This is a genomic window from Streptomyces guryensis (genome assembly GCF_021261325.1).
Lineage (GTDB): Bacteria > Actinomycetota > Actinomycetes > Streptomycetales > Streptomycetaceae > Streptomyces > Streptomyces guryensis.
The window spans coordinates 167734-184959 of sequence record NZ_JAJSBI010000010.1 but is presented as its reverse complement, the minus strand read 5'-3'; the positions used below and the strand labels follow the sequence as shown (position 1 = coordinate 184959).

Annotated in this window: 17 protein-coding genes; 6 read left to right on the top strand and 11 right to left on the bottom strand. The window is 70.1% G+C overall.

Annotated elements, in window-relative coordinates; genetic code table 11:
• Nucleotides 1–4 precede the first annotated feature (4 nt).
• The 8 genes from LJ657_RS21470 to LJ657_RS21435 are packed head-to-tail and all read right to left on the bottom strand — an operon-like array spanning nucleotide 5 to nucleotide 7245.
• Nucleotides 5–1999, bottom strand: coding sequence for an NADH-quinone oxidoreductase subunit 5 family protein (locus tag LJ657_RS21470; RefSeq protein WP_232650384.1), 1995 nt, complete (start codon nucleotides 1997–1999; stop codon nucleotides 5–7).
• The gene (gene nuoK, locus LJ657_RS21465) at nucleotides 1996–2385 is read right to left on the bottom strand and encodes an NADH-quinone oxidoreductase subunit NuoK (RefSeq protein WP_232650383.1); all 390 of its coding nucleotides are present in this window, start codon (nucleotides 2383–2385) and stop codon (nucleotides 1996–1998) included. The genes LJ657_RS21470 and nuoK overlap by 4 nt, the downstream gene beginning before the upstream one ends.
• Nucleotides 2385–3116, bottom strand: coding sequence for an NADH-quinone oxidoreductase subunit J family protein (locus LJ657_RS21460; RefSeq protein WP_372487944.1), 732 nt, complete (start codon nucleotides 3114–3116; stop codon nucleotides 2385–2387). Before LJ657_RS21460 ends, nuoK begins: the two co-directional genes overlap by 1 nt.
• Nucleotides 3113–3733, bottom strand: a complete 621-nt coding sequence (locus tag LJ657_RS21455; RefSeq protein WP_232650382.1) for a NuoI/complex I 23 kDa subunit family protein — start codon at nucleotides 3731–3733, stop codon at nucleotides 3113–3115. Before LJ657_RS21455 ends, LJ657_RS21460 begins: the two co-directional genes overlap by 4 nt.
• Nucleotides 3733–4701 carry a complex I subunit 1/NuoH family protein gene (locus LJ657_RS21450; protein ID WP_232650381.1) on the bottom strand — a complete coding sequence of 323 codons (969 nt, stop codon included), beginning with the start codon at nucleotides 4699–4701 and terminating at the stop codon, nucleotides 3733–3735. The genes LJ657_RS21455 and LJ657_RS21450 overlap by 1 nt, the downstream gene beginning before the upstream one ends.
• A complete protein-coding gene (locus LJ657_RS21445) occupies nucleotides 4698–6158 on the bottom strand; it encodes an NADH-quinone oxidoreductase subunit C (protein WP_232650380.1) in 1461 nt (486 codons plus the stop codon). Before LJ657_RS21445 ends, LJ657_RS21450 begins: the two co-directional genes overlap by 4 nt.
• On the bottom strand, nucleotides 6155–6847 hold the full coding sequence (locus tag LJ657_RS21440; RefSeq protein WP_232650379.1) for an NADH-quinone oxidoreductase subunit B: 693 nt from the start codon (nucleotides 6845–6847) through the stop codon (nucleotides 6155–6157). Before LJ657_RS21440 ends, LJ657_RS21445 begins: the two co-directional genes overlap by 4 nt.
• Nucleotides 6838–7245, bottom strand: a complete 408-nt coding sequence (locus LJ657_RS21435; protein ID WP_232650378.1) for an NADH-quinone oxidoreductase subunit A — start codon at nucleotides 7243–7245, stop codon at nucleotides 6838–6840. Before LJ657_RS21435 ends, LJ657_RS21440 begins: the two co-directional genes overlap by 10 nt.
• Nucleotides 7246–7472: 227 nt before the next feature.
• Between LJ657_RS21435 and LJ657_RS21430 the strand changes: the two genes are divergently transcribed.
• The 5 genes from LJ657_RS21430 (at nucleotide 7473) to LJ657_RS21410 (ending at nucleotide 14421) form a co-directional block, all read left to right on the top strand.
• Entirely contained in the window at nucleotides 7473–8666 is a 1194-nt protein-coding gene (locus tag LJ657_RS21430; protein WP_232650377.1) for a sensor histidine kinase, read from the top strand.
• Between the two features lie 128 nt (nucleotides 8667–8794).
• Entirely contained in the window at nucleotides 8795–10153 is a 1359-nt protein-coding gene (locus LJ657_RS21425) for a sensor histidine kinase (RefSeq protein ID WP_232650376.1), read from the top strand.
• Nucleotides 10154–10478: 325 nt separating this feature from the next.
• Entirely contained in the window at nucleotides 10479–11138 is a 660-nt protein-coding gene (locus LJ657_RS21420) for a response regulator (protein ID WP_308117070.1), read from the top strand.
• Between the two features lie 282 nt (nucleotides 11139–11420).
• Complete coding sequence (locus LJ657_RS21415) at nucleotides 11421–13349, top strand: 2-oxoacid:acceptor oxidoreductase subunit alpha (protein WP_232650374.1); 1929 nt, start codon at nucleotides 11421–11423, stop codon at nucleotides 13347–13349.
• Nucleotides 13342–14421, top strand: a complete 1080-nt coding sequence (locus LJ657_RS21410) for a 2-oxoacid:ferredoxin oxidoreductase subunit beta (RefSeq protein WP_232650373.1) — start codon at nucleotides 13342–13344, stop codon at nucleotides 14419–14421. The genes LJ657_RS21415 and LJ657_RS21410 overlap by 8 nt, the downstream gene beginning before the upstream one ends.
• Before the next feature lie 98 nt (nucleotides 14422–14519).
• On the opposite strand, the gene LJ657_RS21405 is transcribed toward LJ657_RS21410, so the two are convergent.
• The 3 genes from LJ657_RS21405 to LJ657_RS21395 all read right to left on the bottom strand — a co-directional run bounded on the left by LJ657_RS21405 (nucleotide 14520) and on the right by LJ657_RS21395 (nucleotide 16201).
• Nucleotides 14520–14777 (bottom strand): hypothetical protein, encoded by a 258-nt coding sequence (locus LJ657_RS21405; RefSeq protein ID WP_030945221.1) that lies wholly within the window; start codon nucleotides 14775–14777, stop codon nucleotides 14520–14522.
• A gap of 159 nt (nucleotides 14778–14936) precedes the next feature.
• Nucleotides 14937–15500: a DUF6082 family protein gene (locus LJ657_RS21400; protein ID WP_232650372.1), complete on the bottom strand. Its 564-nt coding sequence runs from the start codon at nucleotides 15498–15500 to the stop codon at nucleotides 14937–14939.
• Nucleotides 15501–15781: 281 nt separating this feature from the next.
• A complete protein-coding gene (locus LJ657_RS21395; protein ID WP_372487943.1) occupies nucleotides 15782–16201 on the bottom strand; it encodes a winged helix-turn-helix transcriptional regulator in 420 nt (139 codons plus the stop codon).
• Between the two features lie 92 nt (nucleotides 16202–16293).
• Here LJ657_RS21395 and LJ657_RS21390 point away from each other — a divergent pair, with 92 nt between their 5' ends.
• The gene (locus LJ657_RS21390) at nucleotides 16294–17148 is read left to right on the top strand and encodes an SDR family oxidoreductase (protein ID WP_232650371.1); all 855 of its coding nucleotides are present in this window, start codon (nucleotides 16294–16296) and stop codon (nucleotides 17146–17148) included.
• The last annotated feature ends 78 nt before the right edge of the window (nucleotides 17149–17226 follow it).

The following is a 17226-nucleotide window of genomic DNA, read 5'->3' as shown; positions in this document are numbered from 1 at the left end:
CTGCTCACGCTCCCGTGGCGACGAGGAGGACGGCGACCGCCAGGACGACGGTGCCGGCGAGCAGCGCGCTCACATAGGTCTGCACATTGCCGGTCTGGGCGCGCCGTACGGCGGCACCGAGCAGGCGCGGTAGGGCTCCCGCACCGCGTACGTAGGTCTCGACGACCTCGCGGTCCAGGAACCGGACGAGACTCGCTCCGGCCTGGACCGGGCGGACGAAGAGGGCCGCGTACACGGCGTCGAGGTGGAAGCCGACGGCTGCATGCCGGTGCAGCGGGCCGAGCAACAGCCGTGCCGGGTCTGCCGGGTCAGGCGCATAGGCCACTCCCCCGTAGGCAGGCGCGTGGCTGGCGATGGCCTCGGCCTCGACGCGTCCGGCGTCGCCCTCGGGGTGGGCCGCGACCGCGCCGAGCGGGACGTGGGACGCGAGGGCGGTGGTGTGCCGCCAGGCCGCATAGGTGGCGATGCCGCCGACCAGGGCCACCCCCGTGCCGAGCACGGAGGTGGTGAGGGTGGGGGTGAGGTCACGGCCGTCGAACCACTCGGGCAGAGAGCGGTAGGCGAGCCCGCCGAGCGCGAGGGAGGGGACGGCGAGCACCCACAGCACCACGGTCATGGTCAGCGGCTGACGGCCGTGGTCGGGGGCCTCGACGCCCCGGCCGTGGAAGGCCAGCAGCCACAGGCGCATCGCGTACGCCGCGGTGAGTACGGCGGTGAGCAGGCCTGCGACGAGGGTGATCCAACCCGCGGCACCGGGGGCGTGCCCGGTGTGGCCGGTGGCGACGTGCTCGGCGGCGCTGAGGACCGACTCCTTGGAGAAGAAGCCGCTGAAGGGCGGGATCGCGGCGAGCGCGAGAAGCGCGACGGTCATCGTCCAGTAGGCGTCGGGGATGCGTTCGCGCAGGCCCTGCATGCGGGACATGGTGGCCAGCGAGTTGGTGCCGGCGGCGTGGATGATCACGCCGGCCGCGAGGAACAGCAGCGCCTTGAAGGCGCCGTGGGACAGGAGGTGGAAGACGGCGGCTCCGCGGTCGCCGACGGCGAGGGCGCCGGTCATGTAGCCGAGCTGGCCCATCGTCGAGTAGGCCAGGACGCGCTTGATGTCGTCCTGGGCGAGCGCGGCGAGACCGGAGCCGACCATCGTGACGGCGGCCATGACGGCGAGGACGACCATCGCGGCCCGGGACGCCTCGAAGACCGGGAGGAGACGGGCGATGAAGTAGACGCCGGCGGCCACCATCGTCGCGGCGTGGATCAGCGCTGAGACGGGTGTCGGGCCCGCCATCGCGTCGGGGAGCCAGGTGTGCAGCGGGAACTGCGCCGACTTGCCCGCCACGCCCGCCAGGAGCAGCAGGGCGATCAGAGTCGGGTGGTTGAGTCCGCCACTCGCGACTGTGTCGAGGACCTTGGTGATGCGGAAGGAGCCGGCGTCGGTGGCAAGGGCGAACAGGCCGATGAGGAAGGGGACGTCACCGAGCTTGGTCACCAGGAAGGCCTTGATGGAGGCGGCCCGGGCCTGCGGGGTCTCCCAGTAGTGGCCGACCAGGAAGTACGAGCAGATACCCATGACCTCCCAGCCGACCAGCAGCACGATCAGGTCGCCGGAGTAGACGACGAGCAGCATCGCGGAGGTGAAGAGGGAGACAAGGGCGGCGTACGAGGGGTAGCGCGGGTCGTCGCGCAGATAGCCGGTCGAGTAGATCTGCACGCAGGTGGCTACGACGCCGACCAGGATGGCGACGAGGGCGGCGAAGCCGTCGATGTGCAGGGCGAGTTCGATGGGGACCGAGCCGGTGGGCGTGAGCTCGGTGGCGGCGTCGATCGCCTGGTCGCCGCCTTGGCGCACGGCGACCAGCACGGCCAGCACGAGGGAGGCGAGGACCGGCAGAACGGCGAGCGGGCGGACGAAGCCGGGGGCCGTGCGGCCCAGGAGCAGGCCGGCGGCGGCGCCCAGGAACGGCAGGAGGGGGACGAGGAGGGCGAGGGTGGTCGTGGTCACGCGGCGGCCTCAGCCTTCCCGGTCTCTTCCGCCGCGAGGGCGTTGCTGTCGGGGCCGTCGCTCTCGTGGCCCTCGGCGCTGTCGCGGAGCTTGTCGATGTCCGAGGTGCCGCGGTTGCGGTAGACGGCGAGGACGATCGCCAGGCCGATACCGATCTCGGCGGCGGCGATGGCGATGGTGAACAGAGTCAGGGCCTGGCCGGAGTGCAGGGTGTCCCGGGCGGCCTTGCTGAGCCAGACGTCGAAGGCGACGAGGTTGAGGTTGACGGCGTTGAGCATCAGCTCGACGGACATCAGGACCAGGATCGCGTTGCGGCGGGCGAGGACGCCGTACAGGCCCGTGCAGAAGAGGAGGGCGGAGAGTACGGCGGGATAGGCGAGGTGCATCAGCGGGCGCCTTCCTGCTCGGCCGGGCTGTTTCCCTCGATCGGGTGATTACGGGAATCAGGGACGGATGGGGAACTGCCGGTCGCGGCCCGGGAGTTCACAGGGGGAGAGCTCATCTCCGCCTTTGCCTTGCGGGACAGGACGATCGCGCCGACCAGGGCGGCGAGGAGGAGGACGGAGAGTGCCTCGAAGGGGAGGACCCAGTTCTGGAAGAGACTCGCTCCGGTGACGGCGGTGGAGCCGGCGGCCGGGCCGCCCAGGTCGATCCAGGTCGTGCGGAAGGCGTCGACGACGACCCAGACCAGGGCGGCGGCCGCGGCGACAGCCACGGTGAGCGCCGCCCACCGGTTACCGGAGTCGGCGTCCGGGGAGCGGCCGATCGGGGCCCTGGTGAGCATCAGACCGAAGAGGAGGAGGACGACGACGGAACCCACATAGATGAGGACCTGCACCCAGGCGATGAACTCGGCGGTGAGCAGGAGGTATTCGATGGCGAGTCCGCCGAGGGCGACCACCAGCCACAGGGCGGCGTGCACCAGTTGCCGGGTGGAGACGGTGACGAGGGCTGCGCCGAAGGTGGCCAGGCCGACGAGGAGGAAGGCGATCTCGACGCCGGTCGGGGAGAGGAAGCCGTGGGTGCCGCCGGCGGCCGTGGTCGCGGCTGTGTGGGCTGCCGTCGCCTGAGCTGCCGTGGCGTGTGCCGCTGTCGCGGTGGCTGCGATGAGGGTCACGACGCGCCTCCCTCGGGGTCGGTCGGCCGGGCAGGCTCGACAGGTTCGGCGGGCGCGGCGGGCTCGGCCTGCGCGGCCGCGAGTTTCTCGGCCGTCTTGCGGGCTGCGGCGATCTCCTTCGGTTCCTCCGCGCCGGGGTCGAGGGCGGGCGGGGCCGGGACCGTCCACATCCACTCGCGGAGCTTGTCGCGTTCGTGGGTGAGTTCGTGGATGTCGGTCTCGGCGTATTCGAACTCCGGGGACCAGAACAGGGCGTCGAAAGGACAGACCTCGATGCAGATACCGCAGTACATGCACAGGGAGAAGTCGATGGCGAAGCGGTCGAGGACGTTGCGGCTGCGTTCGCGGCCGCCCTGCGTCGCAGCCGGCACCGTCTCCTTGTGGGAGTCGATGTAGATGCACCAGTCCGGGCACTCCCGGGCGCAGAGCATGCAGACGGTGCAGTTCTCCTCGAACAGGCCGATGACGCCGCGGGTGCGGGGCGGGAGGTCGGGCTGGACGTCCGGGTACTGCTCGGTGACGGTCTTCCGCGTCATGGTGCGGAGGGTGACCGCCAGCCCCTTGGCCAGGCCGGAACCGGGGATGCGGGAACGGGTGGGCGGGAGCGGCTCAGCCATCAGGAGATCACCACCTTGACGATGCCGGTGAGGGCGATCTGAGCGAGGGAGAGGGGAACGAGGAGGGTCCAGGAGAGTTTCTGGAGCTGGTCCTCGCGCAGGCGGGGATAGGTGACGCGGAGCCAGATCACGACGAAGGCGAGGACGGCCGTCTTCAGCAGGGTCCAGACCCAGCCGAGGCCGTCGGCGCCCCAGGGGCCGTGCCAGCCGCCCAGGAAGAGGACGGTGGTCAGACCGCACAGAACGATGATTCCGGCGTACTCGGCGAGGAGGAACAGGGCGAAACGCAGGCCGGTGTACTCGGTGTACGCGCCGAAGATGATCTCCGAGTCGGCGACGGGCATGTCGAAGGGCGGGCGCTGGAGTTCGGCGAGACCGGCGACGAAGAACACGATCGCGCCGACGATCTGCCAGGGCAGCCACCACCAGTGGAAGGCGTCCAGGATGCCGGGGAGGGAGACGGTGCCGGCCGCCATCGCGACGGAGGCGGCGGCGAGAAGCATCGGGAGTTCGTAGGCGAGGAGCTGCGCGGCGGTGCGGAGGCCGCCGAGGAGGGAGAACTTGTTGGCGGAGGCCCAACCGGCCATGAGGGAGCCGAGGACACCTACACCCATCACCGCCAGGACGAAGAAGATGCCTGCGTCCAGGACCTGACCCACGGCGCCCTCGCCGGGGCCGATGGGGATGGCGAGGAGAACCAGGAGGTACGGAAGGAGGGCGACGGCGGGGGCGAGCTGGAAGATGCGGCGGTCGGCGCCCGCCGGGACCACGTCTTCCTTCTGTGCGAACTTCACGCCGTCGGCGACGAGTTGGGCCCAGCCGTGGAAGCCGCCTGCGTACATCGGGCCGAGGCGGCCCTGCATGTGGGCCATGACCTTGTGCTCGGTCTGGCCGACGACCAAGGGGAAGGTGAGAAAGACGACGAACACGATCAGAAGTCGCAGGGTGACGTCCAGAGCGTCGGTCACTGCGGGCCTCCGGAGGGGTCTTCAGGATTCGGGGCCGGTTCTTCGACGACCGGTTCTTCGGCGACCGGTTCTTCGGCGACCGGTTCTTCGGGGGTGGCGGGGGACTTCTCGACGGGGGCCTCCTCGGAGGAGGTCGGCGCTGAGGGGGGTCCACCGGGGGTCGCCTTGGCCGGGCCGGAACCAGCGTCGGACTCGGCACCAGCACCAGCACCAGCACCAGCACCAGCACCAGCACCAGCAGACGTTTTCGGGGTGGGTTCGGTTCCTCCCGGCGCTTCCGCGACGGACTCGGCGTCTGGACTCGGCTCAGCTGTCGGCTGCCGCTCCAGCATCGAGCTCGGCTCGGCCTCCGGGGCCGATGACTTCGCGTTCTCCGGCTCGTCGAAAGCCGGGCGGGCGTGGTGCCACGGGGCGTCGGAACTGCGGGGGGTGGGAGCGGGGCGGCTGGTTGGGCCTTCTGGCGACGGGGTTCGGGGAGCCTGCGAGGCCGAGCCTTCGCTCGCGCTGCGTGTGCGCCGCGGAGTTGCCGCGCCGGAGGCACCCGGCTGGCGGTCGGCCGGGGCACCCTCCGCCGGAGTCGACGCCGCCTGGCTCGCTGACCCCTCTGCGGCCGAACGCGCACGCCGCGAAGCAGCCGGGGCATCGGCAGTCACCGCATCCGCCGACCGACCGCTCGCACCCTCTGCCTGGCTCGCCGGGCCCTCCGCGGCCGAACGCGCACGCCGCGGTGTGGTCGGGGCATCGGGCGAGGGTGGAGTCGCCGCCTGGCTCGCCGAGCCCTCCGCGGCCGAGCGCGCACGGCGGACCGGGCGGTCGCCTGCGGTGCGGGCGGGGCGGTCGGCGGAGGGGCGGCCGGCGGCTCGGGTGGGGCGGGCCGGGGCAGGGGGGAGCTGGCCCTTCAGGGGGCCCCATTCGTTGGGGTCGGGGACGCCTGGGGGGAGCATCTGGCGGCGCTTGGGCCCGCCGTGGTCGGACTCGCCGGGTTCCTTTGCGCCCGGCCAGGCCTTGGCCACGCGGGCGGCCAGGACGAAGTCCTTGCGGAGGGGGTGGCCTTCGAAGGTTTCCGGGAGGAGGAGGTGGTCAAGGGCGGGGTGGCCTTCGAAGAGGACGCCGAACATTTCGTGGGTCTCGCGTTCGTGCCAGGCCGCGCCCGCGTAGACGCCGACGGCGGAGGCCAGGGTCGGCGCCTCGTGCGGGACGGTGGTACGCAGCAGCAGACGGCGCACGGGAGACAGGGACACGACGTGGGCCGAGACGCGGAAACCCGTGCCCGGTTCGTCGACCGCACTGAGCCAGTCGAAGTAGGTGCAGCCCAGTTGGTCGCGGGCCACGGTCAGCGCTTCGAGCCAGCTCGCGGGCGGGACGTCGACCGTCAGGAGGTCGTATGCCTCCTCGGCGGTGGTCTCCGTACCGAACAGTTCGTCTGCGGGGGCGGGGAGCCAGCCGACCGTGCTCATCGGTCCTCCCCCGAGGGAGAGTCGGGAGCCGAACGAGGATCGGCAGCCGAAGGAGACCCGGGAGTAGAAGAAGAGTCGGCAGCCGAAGAAGAGTCGGGTGCCGGCGGTTTCACCAGGCCGCTCTGGAGGGCCGCCGCCGAGGGGCGGGCCGGGTCGGTTCCGTACCGCTCGCCCAGCGACTCCCGGGCGATCTTCTCCTGGAGTTTCAGGATCCCCTGGAGGAGGGCCTCGGGGCGGGGCGGGCAGCCGGGGACGTAGACGTCGACCGGGATGATCTGGTCGACGCCCTTGGTGACGGAGTAGGAGTCCCAGTACGGGCCGCCGCAGTTGCTGCAGGCGCCGAAGGAGATGACGTACTTGGGTTCCGGCATCTGCTCGTACAGGCGCTTGACGGCCGGGGCCATCTTGTCCGTGACCGTGCCGGACACGACCATCAGGTCGGCCTGGCGGGGGCCCGGCGCGAAGGGGATGACACCGAGGCGGATGAAGTCGTGGCGGGCCATCGACGCGGCGATGAACTCGATCGCGCAGCAGGCGAGGCCGAAGTTGAAGACCCACAGCGAGTACCGGCGGCCCCAGTTCAGGACCACCTTCATCGGCTCGGGAGCCAGGCGGGCGAGGGCGCCCAACCGTTTCGGCTCCGGGAGGAGTACGGGCTGACCGTTGGTGTCCGGCGTCGTCACGTCCATGCCAGGACGCCCTTCTTGTATGCGTACAGCAGTCCCACGGCCAGGAAGCCGAGGAAGATGAACATCTCGACGAGGGTGGTCGCGCCGTAGCCGGGGGCGGCGAACACCGTCGCCCAGGGGAACAGGAAGATCGAGTCCACGGCGAAGATGACGTAGAGGAAGGCGTAGACGTAGTAGCGGACCTGGGTGTGGGCCCAGCCCTCGCCGACGGGGTCGACTCCGCACTCGTACGTCAGGAGTTTCTCGGGGGTGGGGACCACGGGCCGCAGCAGTCGGCCGGCACCGAAGGCGACCGCGACGAAGAGCACGCCGACGACGGCGAGCAGTCCGACGACCGAGTACGACTGGAAGTAGCCCGCCGCGACGACGGCCGGACCGGCGACGGTCGATTCCCGCACGTCCGTACCCCTTGCTCCCTGCGACTTTGATGAACGCTGCTGTTCGACGATCTGTACGCACGGGAGTCTAGGCCCTGATAAAGAGACGGTAAGCAGCCCGTCACCGCTTGAGACGTCCTTGAGATGCGGAAAGGCCGCCGACGAGCTGCCGGGGTGGGGTTTTCCCCAGGGGACGGGGGCGGCCGACCTCATGGCGCGGGCGGGCGACGCGCGGCACGCTGGCCCATATGACCGAACGACTCTCGCGCCCGATGGGGGCCCAGGAAGGTGACGGCGACCGTCTGCCGCCAGTCCGTTTCGCCTACGACCGGCACACCTGGAAGGAGATCGCGCATCTGCTGGCGAACCTTCCGGTGGCGCTGATCGGGTTCGTCTACGTCGTGACGGTGCTGTTCACCGGCTTCTGGCTGACCGTGACGGTGATCGGGTTCCCGCTGCTGGCCGCCGGTCTGACGGGTGCGCGGCTGCTGGGCAGGATGGAGCGGGCGCGGGCCAGGAAGCTGCTCGGCGTGCGGGTGGACGAGCCGAGCAGGCTGCCCGGACGCGGCACCGGCTTCCTGCCCTGGCTGTGGATGAGGGTGAAGGACCCGGTGGGCTGGCGGACGGCGCTGTACGACTTCATCCGGTTGCCCTGGGGGATCCTGACCTTCGTCATCACGCTGACCTCGCTGTTCGTGCTGTGGCCGGTGCTGCCGTTCATCGCGCGGGGTCTGGCCAACGCCGACCGCGCGATGGTGCGGGGGCTGCTGTCGCCCTCCGACGAACTGGAGCGGCGTATCGCGGAGCTGGAGTCGGACCGGGGGGTCGTGGTCGACACGGCAAACGCCGATCTGCGGCGCATCGAGCGCGATCTGCACGACGGGGCGCAGGCCCGCCTGGTCAATCTGGCGATGGGGCTGGGCCTGGCCAAGGAGAAGCTTCTGGAGGACCCCGACTCGGCGGCGGAGATGGTCGCGGAGGCGCACGGCGAGGTGAAGCTCGCGCTGCAGGAGCTGCGGGATCTGGCCCGGGGGATCCATCCCGCCGTACTCACGGACCGGGGGCTCGATGCCGCGCTGTCCGCGGTCGCCTCACGCTGCACGGTGCCTGTGAAGGTGACGGTCGATCTGGCCTCACGGCCTGCCGCGGCCATCGAGGGCATCGCCTATTTCACCGTCTCCGAGCTGCTGCAGAACATCAGCAAGCACAGCGCGGCGAGGACCGCGTCCGTCGAGGTGTGGCGGGCGACGGACCGGCTGCTCATCCAGGTCGAGGACGACGGCCGCGGGGGCGCGCGCCTCGACGGCGGGTCGGGGATGCAGGGGCTCGCCGACCGGCTGGACGCCGTCGACGGACTGTTCGTCATCGACTCGCCGCAGGGCGGGCCGACCGTCGTCACGGCGGAGCTGCCGTGGCGCGACCGCGCTCCCGGCGAGGGGTAGGGAAAACCCCCCTTCCAAGACGCCGACGGCCTCCATGGTTCGCGGACCTGCGGCGCAGCAGGGTGGAGGTACGGCGGGACAGCCGCAGCCGGACAGGGCGAACGGGACGAGTAGAACGGACGACGCCGATGGCCACGGAGTACGGACAGGGCTACGGGCACGACAGCGGGCTCGGGTTCACCGCAGGGACGCGGCGCCGGCTGCCCGCCGGGCTGCGGGCACCCTTCGAGGGGCGCACCTGGCGCGAGTTCGGGTATGTGCTGCTGAGCCTGCCGATCGGCATCATGCTCTTCGTCTACGCCGTCACGATGGTGTCGCTCGGGGCGGGTCTGCTGGTGACGTTCCTCGGGATCCCGGTGCTGGCGGCGGGGCTGGCCGGCTGCCGGAGCTTCGGGGCGCTGGAGCGCGCGCGGGCGCGCGGGCTGCTGGGCCTGGAGGTGGGCGACCCGGAGCCGTTGCGGATGAAGAAGTCCGGCGCGATGGCCTGGATGGGGGCCGTGCTGAAGAGCGGCACGTCATGGCGGACGCTGCTGTACGCGCTGGTTCAGTTCCCGTGGTCGGTGTTCTCGTTCGTGGTCGCCGTGAACTTCTGGGCGTACGGGTGGGGACTGCTGACGTATCCGCTGTGGTTCTGGCTCTTTCCGGTGTACGGCGGTCAGGGCGGGCTTCAGCTGTACGGCGACGGCAGCCACAGCATCTACCTCGACAACCCCTTCGAGATCACCGTCACCGCGCTGGTGGGGCTGCTGTTCACGCTGGCGACGCCGTGGATCGTGCGGGCGCTGACCATGGTGGACCGGGTGATGGTGCACGGGCTGCTCGGGCCGTCACGGCTGGCGACGCGGGTGGTGGAGCTGGAGTCGGACCGGGGCGTCGTGGTGGACACGGCGGCCGCGGATCTGCGGCGGATCGAGCGGGATCTGCATGACGGGGCGCAGGCCCGGCTGGTGGCGTTGGCCATGGATCTGGGGCTGGCGAAGGAGAAGCTGGCGGAGGATCCGCGGGCGGCGGCGCGGATGGTGGACGAGGCGCACGGTGAGGTGAAGACGGCGTTGCAGGAGCTGCGGGATCTGGCGCGCGGGATTCATCCGGCGGTGCTGACGGATCGGGGGCTGGATGCGGCGTTGTCCGCTGTGGCCTCGCGGTGCACTGTGCCGGTGCAGGTGGAGGTGGATCTGGTGGAGCGGCCGGCGCCTGCCATCGAGGGGATCGCGTATTTCACCGTGTCGGAGCTGCTGCAGAACATCAGCAAGCATGCGCGGGCGACGCGGGCTGCGGTGGATGTGTGGCGGGTGGAGGGCCGACTGATGGTGCAGGTTGTGGACAACGGGGTGGGTGGGGCGGATGCCTCCGGCGGGTCCGGGCTGAAGGGGCTTGCTGAGCGGTTGGATGCGGTGGACGGGATTCTGGTGGTGGATTCTCCGGTGGGGGGGCCTACTCGGGTGACTGCGGAGTTGCCGTGGCGGGGGGAGCGGGCGCTGGGGTGAGCGCCGGGGGCCGCGGCGGACCCGCTGATGGATGCAGCTCGCCCCCGCCGCCCTTACCCGTCCCACGAACGGCCTCGTTCTCAAGCGCCGGACGGGCTGGAGTGTGCACACCCGCGCCAGAAGAATCGGCCCCCGCTGCCGATCCTCCGCCGTGGCCCGGCTCCAATGATCGACAACCCGCCACCCCAGCGGCCGAAACCCTTCGTACCGTGTGCGGATTCCCGTTGATTCCCGTTGGTCAGGGGCGGTCGGGTCCGAATGCTGGAATGCTGGACTACTGGCAGACGGAGACGGGCTGGGGGGGCCGGGAATCGTGGAGGACAGGGTGCGGGTGGTCATCGCCGAGGATTCAGTGCTGCTCAGGGAGGGGCTGACCCGGCTGTTGACCGACCGTGGGCATGACGTGGTCGCCGGGGTGGGTGACGGGGACGCACTGATCAAGACCATCACCGAGCTGGACGAGCAGGGTGAGCTGCCCGATGTCGTGGTCGCGGACGTGCGGATGCCGCCGACGCACACCGACGAAGGGGTGCGGGCCGCGGTGCAGCTGCGGAAGGCCCATCCGGGGCTCGGCGTGCTCGTGCTGTCGCAGTACGTGGAGGAGCGCTACGCCACCGAGCTGCTGGCCGGTTCCAGTCATGGCGTGGGGTACCTGCTCAAGGACCGGGTGGCCGAGGTCCGGGAGTTCGTGGACGCGGTGGTGCGGGTGGCCCGAGGGGGTACCGCGCTGGACCCGGAAGTGGTCGCGCAGCTGCTCGGGCGCAGCCGTAAGCAGGACGTGCTGGCCGGGCTCACCCCGCGGGAGCGGGAGGTGCTGGGGCTGATGGCCGAGGGGCGGACCAACTCGGCCGTCGCGCGGCAGCTGGTCGTCAGCGACGGCGCCGTCGAGAAGCACGTCAGCAACATCTTCCTGAAGCTCGGACTGTCCCAGAGTGACGGGGATCACCGGCGTGTTCTCGCGGTCCTCACCTATCTGAACTCATGACGGCTGACACTGAGTCAGTAAGCGCGCGTTCAGTCGTCGCCTTGATCCACTGTCCGGTCGGCGTCCGTCCACGCCCAGAACCGAATCAATCATGCGGAGCGTCTTCAAAGGGAGCGCCGGGGGGCGAGAAATCGTGACAAGTCAGGGCGTCAAACCGTCTCAAAACTGTGTCCATGATGCGAATGGCCACAGGAAGGCGACCCTAACGGACGTAGGGTTGATCCTGGGAAGGCCCACGGGAAGGCCGGTCCCAGACAGCCGCCTCGAGGGAGGTCCAGTTCAGTGACCAGCCAGGTCAGCAGGACAGCGGAGCAGGCAGACGGAGCCGTCGTCGGAGAGCAGCGGGGGCCGGGCGGAACAAAGGACGTACGCAGGCTGGACCGGGTGATCATCCGGTTCGCGGGGGACTCCGGTGACGGTATGCAGCTCACCGGTGACCGCTTCACCTCCGAGACCGCCTCCTTCGGGAACGATCTGTCGACGCTTCCCAACTTCCCCGCCGAGATCCGGGCCCCTGCCGGGACCCTTCCGGGTGTCTCCAGCTTCCAGCTGCACTTCGCCGACCATGACATCCTCACCCCGGGCGACGCGCCGAACGTGCTGGTCGCCATGAACCCGGCCGCGCTGAAGGCCAACATCGCGGACCTGCCGCGGGGCGCGGAGATCATCGTCAACACGGACGAGTTCACCAAACGGGCGATGCAGAAGGTCGGGTACGCCGCCTCCCCGCTGGAGGACGGCTCGCTCGACGGGTACAGCCTGCACGAGGTGCCGCTGACCACCCTCACCGTCGAGGCCCTCAAGGACTTCGACCTGTCCCGCAAGGAGGCCGAGCGCAGCAAGAACATGTTCGCGCTGGGCCTGCTGTCCTGGATGTACCACCGGCCGACCGAGGGAACCGAGAAGTTCCTGCGGACCAAGTTCGCGAAGCAGCCGCAGATCGCCGAGGCGAACCTCGCCGCCTTCCGCGCGGGCTGGAACTTCGGCGAGACGACCGAGGACTTCGCGGTCTCCTACGAGATCGCGCCGGCGACGACCGCCTTCCCGCCCGGCACCTACCGCAACATCTCCGGGAACCTGGCCCTCGCCTACGGCCTGATCGCCGCCTCCCGCCAGGCCGACCTGCCGCTGTTCCTGGGCTCGTACCCGATCACTCCGGCCTCGGACATCCTGCACGAGCTGAGCAGACACAAGAACTTCGGCGTACGGACCTTCCAGGCCGAGGACGAGATCGCCGGCATCGGCGCGGCACTGGGCGCGGCCTTCGGCGGCTCGCTGGGGGTGACGTCGACCTCCGGCCCGGGTGTGGCGCTCAAGAGCGAGACCATCGGACTCGCCGTCTCCCTGGAGCTGCCGCTTCTCGTCATCGACATCCAGCGCGGCGGGCCGTCCACCGGACTGCCGACCAAGACCGAGCAGGCCGATCTGCTGCAGGCCATGTTCGGGCGCAACGGCGAGGCACCGGTCCCGGTGATCGCCCCGTGCACGCCCGCCGACTGCTTCGAGGCGGCCATGGAGGCGGCGCGGATCGCGTTGACGTACCGCACCCCGGTGATGCTGCTCTCCGACGGCTATCTGGCCAACGGCTCGGAGCCCTGGCGCATCCCGGAACTGGACGAACTCCCGGACCTGACCGTGCAGTTCGCGCAGGGACCCAACCACACTCTGGAGGACGGCACCGAGGTCTTCTGGCCGTACAAGCGCGACCCGCAGACCCTCGCCCGCCCCTGGGCCATCCCCGGTACGCCCGGCCTCGAGCACCGCATCGGCGGCATCGAGAAGGAGGACGGGACCGGAAACATCTCGTACGCCCCCGCCAACCACGACTTCATGGTCCGCACCCGGCAGGCCAAGATCGACGGCATCGACGTGCCGGAGCTGGAGGTCGACGACCCGCACGAGGCCCGCACGCTGGTGCTCGGCTGGGGCTCGACGTACGGGCCGATCACCGCCGCGGTACGGCGGCTGCGCACGGCCGGGGAGTCCATCGCACAGGCCCATCTGCGCCATCTGAACCCCTTCCCGCGGAATCTCGGCGCGGTCTTGAAGCGTTACGACAAAGTGGTGATTCCCGAGATGAACCTCGGGCAGCTCGCCACGCTGGTCCGGGCGAAGTACCTGGTCGACGCCCACTCGTACAACCAGGTGAACGGCATGCCGTTCAAGGCCGAGCAACTCGCCACGGCTCTCAAGGAGGCCATCGATGGCTGAGACGTCCACGGAAGGCGCGGGCACGATCGAGGCGCTCACGCTCGTCCCCAAGGCCGAGGGCCGCCAGTCCATGAAGGACTTCAAGTCCGACCAGGAAGTGCGCTGGTGTCCCGGCTGCGGTGACTACGCGATCCTGGCGGCCGTCCAGGGCTTCATGCCGGAGCTGGGCCTGGCCAAGGAGAACATCGTCTTCGTCTCGGGCATCGGCTGCTCGTCCCGCTTCCCGTACTACATGAACACGTACGGCATGCACTCGATCCACGGGCGGGCGCCCGCCATCGCGACCGGGCTCGCCTCCAGCCGGCGCGACCTGTCCGTGTGGGTGGTCACCGGTGACGGCGACGCGCTGTCCATCGGCGGCAACCATCTCATCCACGCACTGCGCCGGAACGTGAACCTCAAGATCCTGCTGTTCAACAACCGGATCTACGGCCTGACCAAGGGGCAGTACTCGCCGACCTCGGAGGTCGGCAAGATCACCAAGTCGACGCCGATGGGCTCGCTGGATGCGCCCTTCAACCCGGTGTCCCTGGCGATCGGCGCGGAGGCGTCCTTCGTCGCCCGCACCATCGACTCCGACCGCAAGCACCTCACGTCGGTGCTGCGCGAGGCGGCCGCCCACCCCGGCACCGCGCTGATCGAGGTCTACCAGAACTGCAACATCTTCAACGACGGCGCCTTCGAGGCCCTGAAAGACAAGCAGCAGGCCGAGGAGGCGGTGATCCGGCTGGAACACGGGAAGCCGATCCGCTTCGGCAGCGACCTGTCCAAGGGCGTCGTCCGGGATGCGGCCACCGGTGACCTGAAGGTGGTCGACGTGACCGCGGACAACGAGTCCCGGATTCTGGTCCACGACGCCCACGCCGCGTCGCCGACCACCGCCTTCGCACTGTCCCGGCTGGCCGATCCGGACACCCTGCACAACACCCCGATCGGCGTGCTGCGGTCCGTGGACCGGCCCGTCTACGACACCCAGATGGCCGACCAGCTGGACACCGCGATCGTGCAGAACGGCAAGGGCGACCTGGCCACCCTGCTGGCCGGCGGGGACACCTGGACGGTCGTCGGCTGACCGGTACGTGCGTACCGAGGGCCCGTGTGCGGCGGTGCGGCATACGGGCCCTCGGTGTCGGACGGTCAGGGGTCGGAGTCGGATGTCAGGCGTCGATGTCAGGCGTCCGGGATGTCCTTCTTGGCGCGGATGAGGGTCTCTCGGCTGATCACGACGATGCGTTCGTAGTCGGCTCGGGCGGCGTCCTGGGGGAGGTGGGGGTCGAGGGCGGTCGTGGCTTCGGTCCCGATGACGGCGAAGTTTCCGTCACTGAGTTCGAAGAGGTCGGGGCAGGTTTCCTGGGTGTAGCTGCCTCTTTTACGAGGGGGATCGCCGAGGCGGCGCGCAATCCGGACGGACGTGAACTCGTCGTGCAACTGAGCCGTCCCCTCCTGGGGCCTGTGGCCCCGCCTGAGCGGGGTGCGGCCGTGTTCGGCCCACCCCGATGAACCCGTCGCACTTATTGATGTGCCACGGCACGCACGACTATGCGGCGCTTTCCGCACCCACTTGGGTCGTCGGGTGCACGGAGTGGCTCATTCATGCGCCGGGGGCTCGGGCACCGAGCCCACCACCCACCACTCGTCCGGATCCTCGGCCAGCTCCTCCAGCATGACGTCGACGACCGAGCCGACCTTCGCGTCCACGGACTCCGCCGGCAGACTCCTCCGGTGCTCGACCGTGCGGTCCCAGTACTCGGCGAACACGGAGTTGCGGCACAGCACCCGCAGGTGTCCGAGCAACTGGTCCCAGTCGAGCGCGCCCACCCGGTGCGCGAGGACGAGAGCGCCGAACTGCCGGTTGGCGTACATCATCTGACGGCGTTTCACTTCACTGAGGCCGTCCAGTGTGCTCGACGCGTCGGCGAGCGCGGAGTCATCGCTGGCCCGGTCCAGCTGATCGGTGGTGAGGCGGTAGTGCTGGATGAGGTTGGCCCGGTGGATCTCCTCGGTCATCAGCGCGAGCTGTTTCAGCAGCTCCAGCATCAGCTCCTCCTGGCGCCACCGACTGCCCCGGGCGAAGGACACCCGCATCAGCCCCAGCCCCGCCGCCAGTGCAGAACCGATACTTCGCGCGGCCGCGTTCCGCCGTAGAGCCATCTCGAGGAATCCCCCTGGATCAGGTGACCGTGCACCGGCCGCCGAAGCACGGACCGGCGCACAGCAGGGCGTGGCATCCCGCCTCCAGCGTGCCCGGTGCCCTCGGGCGGTGCGGAAGGCGGAGAGGGGGCGCATGGAAGGACGTACCGCTCCCGCCCGACCGCACCCTGACACTCGTGTGCCCGGCGAGCGCCCGCCGCATGCGCCCGACAGCTACCGACGGACGTGTCAGCCCTGCTCAGCCCGGGGCACCTCCGGCCGAGCGCAGCCGAGGGGGGAACTCAGTGGTGACGCTTCGCCGCGTCGTACGCGTCCCGCGCCTGCTGTACGGCGTCCATCCGCTGCTCGGTCCACACCGCCAGGGCCCGTACCTGCTGCGCCGCCTCGCGCCCGAGGTCGGTCAGGGAGTAGTCGACCCTCGGCGGGATCACCGGCTTGGCGTCGCGGTGCACCAGCCCGTCGCGCTCCAGGGTCTGGAGGGTCTGGGTGAGCATCTTCTCGCTGACACGGCCGATGGCCCGGCGCAGTTCGCTGAAGCGGTAGTCGCGCTCCAGGAGTTCGATCAGGACCAGGACGCCCCAGCGGCTGGTGAGGTGCTCCAGGACGAGGCGGTAGGGACACATCCCCTCGCCCGTGTCGTACTTGGTGACCTTGGTGACGAGGTCCGGCTCGACGGCGACTTCCGGGCTACTTACTGCCATGCCAGTACCTTACTTCAAAGTGGGTACTTTCCAAGAGTTAGCGCACCTCCTAGGGTAAGTGACATCCGCACCCCACAAGGAGATCGCAGATCATGAGCATCGTCGTCACCGGAGCCACCGGACAACTCGGCCGTCATGTCGTGGAGCAGCTGCTGGAGAAGGTCCCGGCAGAGCAGATCACCGCCGTCGTACGCGACGAGGCGAAGGGCGCCGACTTCGCCGCGCGCGGTGTGAAGCTCGCGGTCGCCGACTACAACGCGCCGGAGACCTTCGGCAGCCTCTTCGCCGCCGGCGACAAGGTGCTGCTCATCTCCGGCAACGAGTTCGACAAGGGCCGGGTCGGCCAGCACAAGGTGGTCATCGAGGCCGCGCAGGCCGCCGGCGTCGCCCTGCTCGCCTACACCAGCGCCCCCGGCAGCCTGAAGGCCGCGCTCGTCGACGACCACCGCGGCACCGAGGAGGCCCTGGTCGCCTCCGGTGTTCCGTACGTGCTGCTGCGCAACGGCTGGTACCACGAGAACTACACCGAGAACCTGGCCCCCGTGCTGGAGCACAACGCCGTCGTCGCCGCCGCCGGTGAGGGTCGGGTCTCCTCCGCCTCGCGCGCCGACTACGCGGCCGCCGCGGTCGCCGTCCTGACCGGCGAGGGGCACGAGAACCAGACGTACGAACTGGGCGGCGACGAGGCGTGGAGCTTCGCCGAGTACGCGGCCGAGCTCAGCAAGCAGACCGGCAAGGAGATCGTATACAGCCCCGTCTCGGTCGAGGCCTTCACCGGGATGCTGACCGGCGCCGGACTGCCGGGTCCGCTCGCCGCCGTCTTCGCGGGCGTGGACGCCTCCATCGAGAAGGGCGAGCTGGTCGTCTCCACCGGCGACCTGTCCCGCCTGGCCGGCCGTCCGACCACGCCGCTCGCCGACGCGATCGCGGTGGCGGTCAAGGGCTGAGGCCCCCGCTCACGACGAGCCCCCGACATCTGGGGCCCCGGACTCCCCCGCCGGGGCCGCGGGCCACCACCCCCGCCT